Raw genomic sequence first — 6,246 nt, forward strand, 5'->3', positions numbered from 1 at the left:
TGGTTGGTGTCCCGTTCGTTGGTCGAGCCGCGAGGGCGGGGACGGTCGTGCCACGGCGGGTCGCCATCTCGTCGTGCTGCGCGCGCGAGGATGACCCCATGACCTCCTCGCCCGTCCTCGAGCACGCCCTCCTGCACGTCCGCCCCGGCCAGGCCGAGGCCTTCGAGACGACGATGATGCAGGCGCTTCCGCTGATCCGTCGCCAGGACGGCTGCCGCGGCGTCTCGGTCACCCGCTGCGTGGAGGCGCCCGACACCTTCCTGCTGCTCGTCACCTGGGCGACGGTCGAGGACCACGAGACGGGCTTCCGCGGCTCGGCCGACTACGAGCAGTGGCGGGCGCTGCTGCACCACTTCTACGACCCGTTCCCGACCGTCACGCACTTCTCGTCCGTCGACGGGCTGGGGCCCTTGCTGCCGCAGGACTGAGCACGCATCCTGGGGCGGTGCTCATCATTGCGGGACACCTCCAGGTCGGAGCCGGGGAGCGTGCGACCTACCTCGACCTCGTCACGACCGCGACGCAGCTGGCCCGACGGGCCCCCGGGTGCCGGGAGTTCGTCCAGGCACCCGACCCGATCGAGCCGGACCGGATCGTGATCTACGAGCGGTGGGAGTCGGAGGCGCACCTCCTCGCCTTCCGCAGCTCCGATCCCCAGGGGGAGCCGGTCGCGCTGCCTGACGTCCTCGGCGCCGACGTGGCGCGTTACGAGATCTCCGCTGTGGGGGCACCGTGAGCAGCCTCGACGTCAAGACCACGCTGCACGAGGAGCTGCGCTACGTCCGGGCCGTGGTGCTCGCGAAGCTCGACGGCCTCTCGCCCTACGACGTACGACGCCCGCTCACCGCCTCGGGGACCAACCTGCTCGGCCTGGTGAAGCACCTGACCGCGTGGGAGGCGCGCTACTTCGGGCTGGTCTTCGACCGACCGTGGCCCGGGGAGCTGGCTGACTGGCGTGACGAGGAGGCCCACCGCGCGGCGATGTGGGCCACCGCGCACGAGACGCGGCAGGAGGTCCGCGACGGCTACGCGGCGGTGTGCGCGCACGCCGACGCCACGATCGAGGACCTCGCCCTGGACGCCCCCGGTCACGTGCCGTGGTGGCCACGCCCGGACGTCACGCTCCTCACCGTCCTGGTCCACGTGCTCACCGAGACCACCCGGCATGCAGGTCACGCGGACATCCTGCGCGAGCAGGTCGACGGCTCGCTGGGCGTCGACGCCCAGGACCGCTTCTCGATCGCCGAGGCGGCCGACATGTGGGAAGCCCGCCGAGCTCACATCGAGGAGGCGGCGCGCGCGGCTCGGGACTGAGCTCACTCGACGCGCGGCCCCGCGTGCCCGGCGAGGCACCGCCAGGTCCCGTCCTCGCGGACCCAGGTCTGGGTCATCGGCATCCGGAAGGCCGCCGGCTCGCCGTCGGCGGTGAGCACCACGTCCGTCACGTGTGCGTGGAGGACCGCCGTGTCCCCGACCACGACGACCGCCGGGTCGACCAGCTCCTGCGAGCGCCACACGGTGTGGCCCCCGGTGTTGCGGCGCACGTAGGCCTCCCGGTCGTAGGTCTCGCCCACGTGCGAGGTCCAGCGGAAGTCCGGGTGCAGCAGCGCCGTGAGGTGCTCGGCGTCGCCGACCGCGAGCGCCGCAGCGCGGGCGAGGGCTGCCTCGATGACCTCGCGCTCCGGCAGCACCCCAGCAGGCTCCGACACAGGCTCTGACATGGGCCGGCCGCCGAGCATCGGCGCTGACCGTCGGGTGCTGCCGGTCAGCTGGAGCTGCGCCTCCTGCTGCACGATCGGCGAGAGCGACTCGAGGTCGTGGGTGACGAAGTAGCCGTCCGGCCCGGTGTCCATCACCCGGGTGACCGGGCCGGCGTAGCGGATCCCGCGCTCCGCGTCGTGGAGCTCGGTGAGCAGGATGCGCGCCTCCGGGAAGGTGGCGCGCAGGACGCCGATCAGCTGGCCGCTCACGACCGTCGTCAGCACGATGTTGGTCGTGGGCGGCGCCTTCTTGATGTCGACCACGACATAGCCGGGCCCCAGCTGGGCGCTCAGGTCGGCCCGAGCCGTGTCAGAGAGGGGCATGGTCGTCGCGACGACGATGCTGTCGCCGGCCCCGAGCTCGGTCACCTCGGCAGACTACGTCGCGGAGGCCTCGATCTGGTCGAGGTCGCGCACGGCGTAGCGGTGGTGCTCCCACTCCTCACCCAGGATCACGTGCAGGCACGCCAGCACGGTCTCGGGGTGGGCCGGGTCCCACGGGTTGCGGCGCTCCTCCTGGAGCAGCTCGGGCGTCACGGTCGCGATGAAGTCACGGACCAGCGCGACGTGACCCGCGCGGACCGCCAGCACCTCGTCGTACGACGGCTGCTCGGTGCTGAAGACCGACGGGTCCAGGCCGTCCAGGGCGTACTCCGCGTTGGGCTGGCCGATCGGGTGGTAGGGCTGCTCGATCCCACGGATCCCCCGCCCCAGCCAGACGTCCGTGGCCATCACGAGGTGCCGCAGGGTCTGGGCGAAGGACCACTCCCCGGCCACCGAGACCTCGACCGTGCCGGCGGGCATCGCCTGGACGCGGGCGAGCGTCGCCGCCCAGGTGGACTCGAGCGCCGCCCAGGCCTCGCGCAGTCCCGCAGGGTCGCCCGCTCGTCGCAGCGAGCGTCCCGGGAAGCGGCGATCGAGCTCGGCGTCGACCAGCGGGGCGACGTTGACGCCGTTGACCAGCAGCACCCCGCCCTGCTCCATCAGCCACGGCGCGTCGATCTCGGCGTCCTGGACGTCGACGGCCCGCAGCACCGCACGGGACAGGTCGACGCGGGTGAAGCGGGCGCCGGTCAGGTCGGCGTCGACGAACTCACGGCTCGGGCTCTCGGTCAGGTCCTCGGTCATGCGCCCATGCTCACCCAGCAAGGGCCGCGCGCGCCATCACCAGCCGGTCGGCGCACCGGCGCGGCATCGTCTCGCCGTAGTAGGCGAAGGTCATCAGCGCGATCAGCAGGGCCCAGCCCCGCGCGGTCATCCAGGTGTCGTCGTCGACGTCGAGCGTCCGACGGAAGGCCGCACGTCCCTCCGCGTCGAGCACCTCCCACGCCACCACCAGGTCCACGGTCGGGTCGCCGACGGCGAGGCCGCCGAGGTCCAGGACGGCCGCGAGGCGACCGTCGCGCAGCAGCAGGTTCTCCGCCAGGAGGTCGCCGTGGAGGAAGGTCGGCAAGCCCGTCGTGGAGCAGGCGTCGGTCGCGAGCCCCCACACCCGCCGGGCGTCGTCGAGGTCGATGCCGACATCCAGCGGCGCGCACTCCTCGAGCAGCTCGCGGAAGTCGGGGTCGAGGTCGACCAGCGGCAGCGCACGGTACGACGACAGCTCGTCGCTCACAGGCCGCTCCGGCACCGCGAGGCTCCGGAGCTGGGTGAGGAAGGTGGCGAGGTCGACCGCCAGCTCCGTGGATCCGTTCATCGCCGCCGACGCCACGTCGCCGGGCAGCCACCGGGTGATCGACCAGTGCTCGGGATAGCCGCGGTCGGGCTCACCCACCCCGACGACCTCGGGCACCGCGACGCCCACGTGGCGCGCGACGACCGGCGACCAGCGCGACTCCTTGACGATGCCCGGTCCGCCGCCGGGCTGCCGCGGCATGCGCACCACCAGCTCCTCGCCCAGGTGGAAGAGTGCGTTGGACGACCCGGACCCGGCGACCGGCCTCAACGGCAGGACAGCGAGGCTGGGGAACGTGTGGTCCACCAGGCGTCGTACGAGCTCGGCGTCGATCGGCAGCTCGTCGGCGTGCAGGCGGGTCACGGGTCCATCCTGGGGGAGACGACGTCGAGCGTCATGCCGAGGACGTCCACGGCGACCCCGGAGTGGACCGTGCGCCGCTCCGGCGTCATGCCCATGGCCGTGGCGACGCGCCGGGACGGCAGGTTGTCGGGGCGGATGATGGCGATCAGGTGGGTGATGCCGCGCTCCCGGGCAAGCTCCCGACAGGCCAGCGCCGCCTCGGTGGCGAGGCCCCTGCCCTGGTGCTCCGGGAGGAGGTGGTAGCCGATCTCGAGGTGCTCCTCGCCGTCCACGACCTGCCAGGTCAACCCGCAGTCTCCGACGAAGGCGCCGTGCCCGTCGTGGAGCAGCCACAGGCCGAAGCCGTCGCGGGCGTAGTTGGCCTCGTTCCACTCGATCCACCGCAGCGCCCCCTTGCGGGTGCGCGGCTCCGGGTAGTAGGCCATCACCACGGGGTCGCCGAGCAGCCGGTGCATCTCGTCGAGGTCCGTGGGCCGCATCCGGCGGAAGGTGAGCCGTGGGGAGGTCGGGAGCAGGTCAGGTGGCACGAGGCCACGCTACGGCTCGGTCACACCCGTGGCCGCTCGCGCGTCAGGAAGGTGAGAAGACGATCGGTGGAAGGGTGTGGCCCGTGGACCAGACGGAGATGTTCGAGGCCGAGCGACCGCGCCTGCTGGGCCTGGCGGTTAGGGTGCTCGGCGACCACGCGGAGGCGGAGGACGTCGTGCAGCAGGCCTGGCTGCGTCTGCACCTGCGCACGGACGACACCGACATCGAGAGCCTGCCGGCCTGGTTGACGACCGTGACGACCCGGCTGTGCCTCGACCGGCTGCGTGCGCGCACCCCGGTGCCGGTCGACGAGGTGGACGACGAGCTGCTCGACGCGGTGGGGGAGAGCAGCGACCCCGCCGACGACGTCGCGCTCGCCGACACCGTCGGCCTGGCGCTGCACGTCGTGCTCGACCGGCTCTCGCCGCGCGAGCGGGTCGCCTTCGTGCTGCACGACAGCTTCGGCTTCGACTTCCCCACGATCGCCGCGGTGCTCGACTCCACGCCGCCGGCCGCGCGCAAGCTCGCGTCGCGCGCGCGGGCCAAGATCGCCCAGCCGGCCTCGGAGGACCGCCTGGCCGACTGGGCGGTGGTCGACGCGTTCATGGCCGCGGCCAAGGGTGGCGACCTCGACCGGCTGCTCCGCCTGCTCGCCCCGGACGCCGCCATCACCGCCGACGACGCCGCGATCCTGGCCGGTACGCCGCAGCGCATCGAGGGCCGCGACGAGGTGGCGACGTTCTTCAACGGCAGCGCCCAGGCCGCGCTGCCCGTCTTCGTCGACGACCGGCCCGGCACGGCGTGGTTCCACCTGGGCGAGGCCAAGGTCGTCTTCGACTTCGTCGTGGCCGACGGTCTCGTCCGGGCGATCACCTTCCGAGCCGCGCCCGCGGTGCTCGAGAGCGTCGTACGACGTGACGGCGGCACGCCGCGCGCCTGACGGCGGTCACACCCCGCGCGTCCCGATCGTCATGACAGCAGAACCCCCACGAATCAAGGAGTCATCCATGAAGACCATGACCTGCCGGGCCCTCGGCGGCCCCTGCGACCTCGAGCACCACGGCGAGAGCGCCGATGACGTCATCAACGCCCAGGACGCTCACCTCAAGGCGGCCGAGAAGGCCGGGGACGCCACCCACCAGGAGGCCCGTGACGCGATGAAGGGTCGGTGGCGGCACCCGAAGCGGTCGATGGGGTGGTACCGCGACACCAAGGCCGCCTTCGCCGCCCTCCCCGAGGGCTGACGCCGCTCAGCGCACCTCGCGCACCACCGAGGTGAGCACGCCGGAGCGGTCCAGCCACTCGGTGCGGATCCGGTGCACGCCGCGCGGCACCGCGACGGTCAGGTCGAAGCGGCCGGTGCCGAAGGCGCGGTCCATGCGCACCCTGCGGACCTGCTGGCCGTCGACGAGGACCCGGATCCACTCGGTCGCCGGCGCCGGGCAGCCGGTGGAGGTGGAGGCGGGGAGCCGTTGGCACCGGTCCTTGCCGTCGGGCACGCCGTCGCGGTCCGTGTCGGGGCAGCCCGACGGCAGCGGTCCGGGCAGCGTCGGGCAGGCGTCGCCCGGGTCGGTCAGCCCGTCGCGGTCGCGGTCCCTGCCCAGCGGCGTGACCTTCGCGCGCAGCGTGTAGGTCGTGCCCGTCGGTCCCACGAGGGTCGGGTTGACCTCGAGCTCGATCGGTCCCTGGACCTTCGGCAGCACGAGCGTGTCGGGCTTGCCGCCGGCGCTGTAGACCGGGTCGCTCGCACCGGCCTGGGCCGTCACGTCGAGGTCGGACAGCGGGTCGGACCAGTCGAGGACCAGCTCGACCCTGCTCGGCGAGGTCACCGACATCGAGAAGACGTGCGGGTCGGAGACCAGGCTGCCAAGGCCGCCGTTGGTCTGCGACACCGCGAAGGAGTTGCCGTCCGCGGCGCGG

The 6,246-nt window shown here is 72.8% G+C and carries 10 protein-coding genes; 5 read left to right on the forward strand and 5 right to left on the reverse strand.

All coding sequences use genetic code 11. The annotated features are described in order from the left end of the window. The first annotated feature begins 98 nt into the window (after window positions 1-98). The 3 genes from RMN98_RS18340 to RMN98_RS18350 are packed head-to-tail and all read left to right on the forward strand — an operon-like array spanning window position 99 to window position 1,314. Window positions 99-428 (forward strand): antibiotic biosynthesis monooxygenase, encoded by a 330-nt coding sequence (locus RMN98_RS18340; RefSeq protein WP_309650260.1) that lies wholly within the window; start codon window positions 99-101, stop codon window positions 426-428. A gap of 17 nt (window positions 429-445) precedes the next feature. Next, complete coding sequence (locus RMN98_RS18345) at window positions 446-736, forward strand: antibiotic biosynthesis monooxygenase family protein (RefSeq protein ID WP_309650261.1); 291 nt, start codon at window positions 446-448, stop codon at window positions 734-736. Next, window positions 733-1,314, forward strand: a complete 582-nt coding sequence (locus RMN98_RS18350; RefSeq protein WP_309650262.1) for a DinB family protein — start codon at window positions 733-735, stop codon at window positions 1,312-1,314. The genes RMN98_RS18345 and RMN98_RS18350 overlap by 4 nt, the downstream gene beginning before the upstream one ends. Window positions 1,315-1,316: 2 nt before the next feature. On the opposite strand, the gene RMN98_RS18355 is transcribed toward RMN98_RS18350, so the two are convergent. From RMN98_RS18355 to RMN98_RS18370, 4 genes are read right to left on the reverse strand one after another with little or no spacing between them, the layout of a single operon-like run. Continuing rightward, the gene (locus RMN98_RS18355) at window positions 1,317-2,129 is read right to left on the reverse strand and encodes a nuclear transport factor 2 family protein (protein WP_309650263.1); all 813 of its coding nucleotides are present in this window, start codon (window positions 2,127-2,129) and stop codon (window positions 1,317-1,319) included. A gap of 9 nt (window positions 2,130-2,138) precedes the next feature. Further along, window positions 2,139-2,888 carry a DinB family protein gene (locus RMN98_RS18360; RefSeq protein ID WP_309650264.1) on the reverse strand — a complete coding sequence of 250 codons (750 nt, stop codon included), beginning with the start codon at window positions 2,886-2,888 and terminating at the stop codon, window positions 2,139-2,141. A gap of 10 nt (window positions 2,889-2,898) precedes the next feature. After that, window positions 2,899-3,798: an aminoglycoside phosphotransferase family protein gene (locus tag RMN98_RS18365; protein ID WP_309650265.1), complete on the reverse strand. Its 900-nt coding sequence runs from the start codon at window positions 3,796-3,798 to the stop codon at window positions 2,899-2,901. Then, window positions 3,795-4,325, reverse strand: coding sequence for a GNAT family N-acetyltransferase (locus RMN98_RS18370; RefSeq protein WP_309650266.1), 531 nt, complete (start codon window positions 4,323-4,325; stop codon window positions 3,795-3,797). Before RMN98_RS18370 ends, RMN98_RS18365 begins: the two co-directional genes overlap by 4 nt. A gap of 83 nt (window positions 4,326-4,408) precedes the next feature. Between RMN98_RS18370 and RMN98_RS18375 the strand changes: the two genes are divergently transcribed. Together RMN98_RS18375 and RMN98_RS18380 are read left to right on the forward strand one after the other, a co-directional pair. Continuing rightward, a complete protein-coding gene (locus tag RMN98_RS18375; RefSeq protein ID WP_309650267.1) occupies window positions 4,409-5,266 on the forward strand; it encodes a sigma-70 family RNA polymerase sigma factor in 858 nt (285 codons plus the stop codon). A 67-nt stretch (window positions 5,267-5,333) separates the two neighbouring features. Continuing rightward, complete coding sequence (locus RMN98_RS18380; protein ID WP_309650268.1) at window positions 5,334-5,570, forward strand: DUF1059 domain-containing protein; 237 nt, start codon at window positions 5,334-5,336, stop codon at window positions 5,568-5,570. 6 nt (window positions 5,571-5,576) lie between these two features. On the opposite strand, the gene RMN98_RS18385 is transcribed toward RMN98_RS18380, so the two are convergent. Next, window positions 5,577-6,246: thrombospondin type 3 repeat-containing protein (locus tag RMN98_RS18385; protein WP_309650269.1), on the reverse strand; the 670-nt coding region annotated here is incomplete at its 5' end.

It is taken from the genome of Nocardioides sp. (assembly GCF_031397825.1).
Classification (GTDB): Bacteria; Actinomycetota; Actinomycetes; order Propionibacteriales; family Nocardioidaceae; genus Nocardioides.

Excerpts from the sequence above, each read along its gene's own strand:
- RMN98_RS18340 (WP_309650260.1), top strand. The coding sequence starts at position 99 with ATGACCTCCTCGCCCGTCCTCGAGCACGCCCTCCTGCACGTCCGCCCC.
- RMN98_RS18360 (WP_309650264.1), bottom strand. The coding sequence starts at position 2,888 with ATGACCGAGGACCTGACCGAGAGCCCGAGCCGTGAGTTCGTCGACGCC.
- RMN98_RS18380 (WP_309650268.1), top strand. The coding sequence starts at position 5,334 with ATGAAGACCATGACCTGCCGGGCCCTCGGCGGCCCCTGCGACCTCGAG.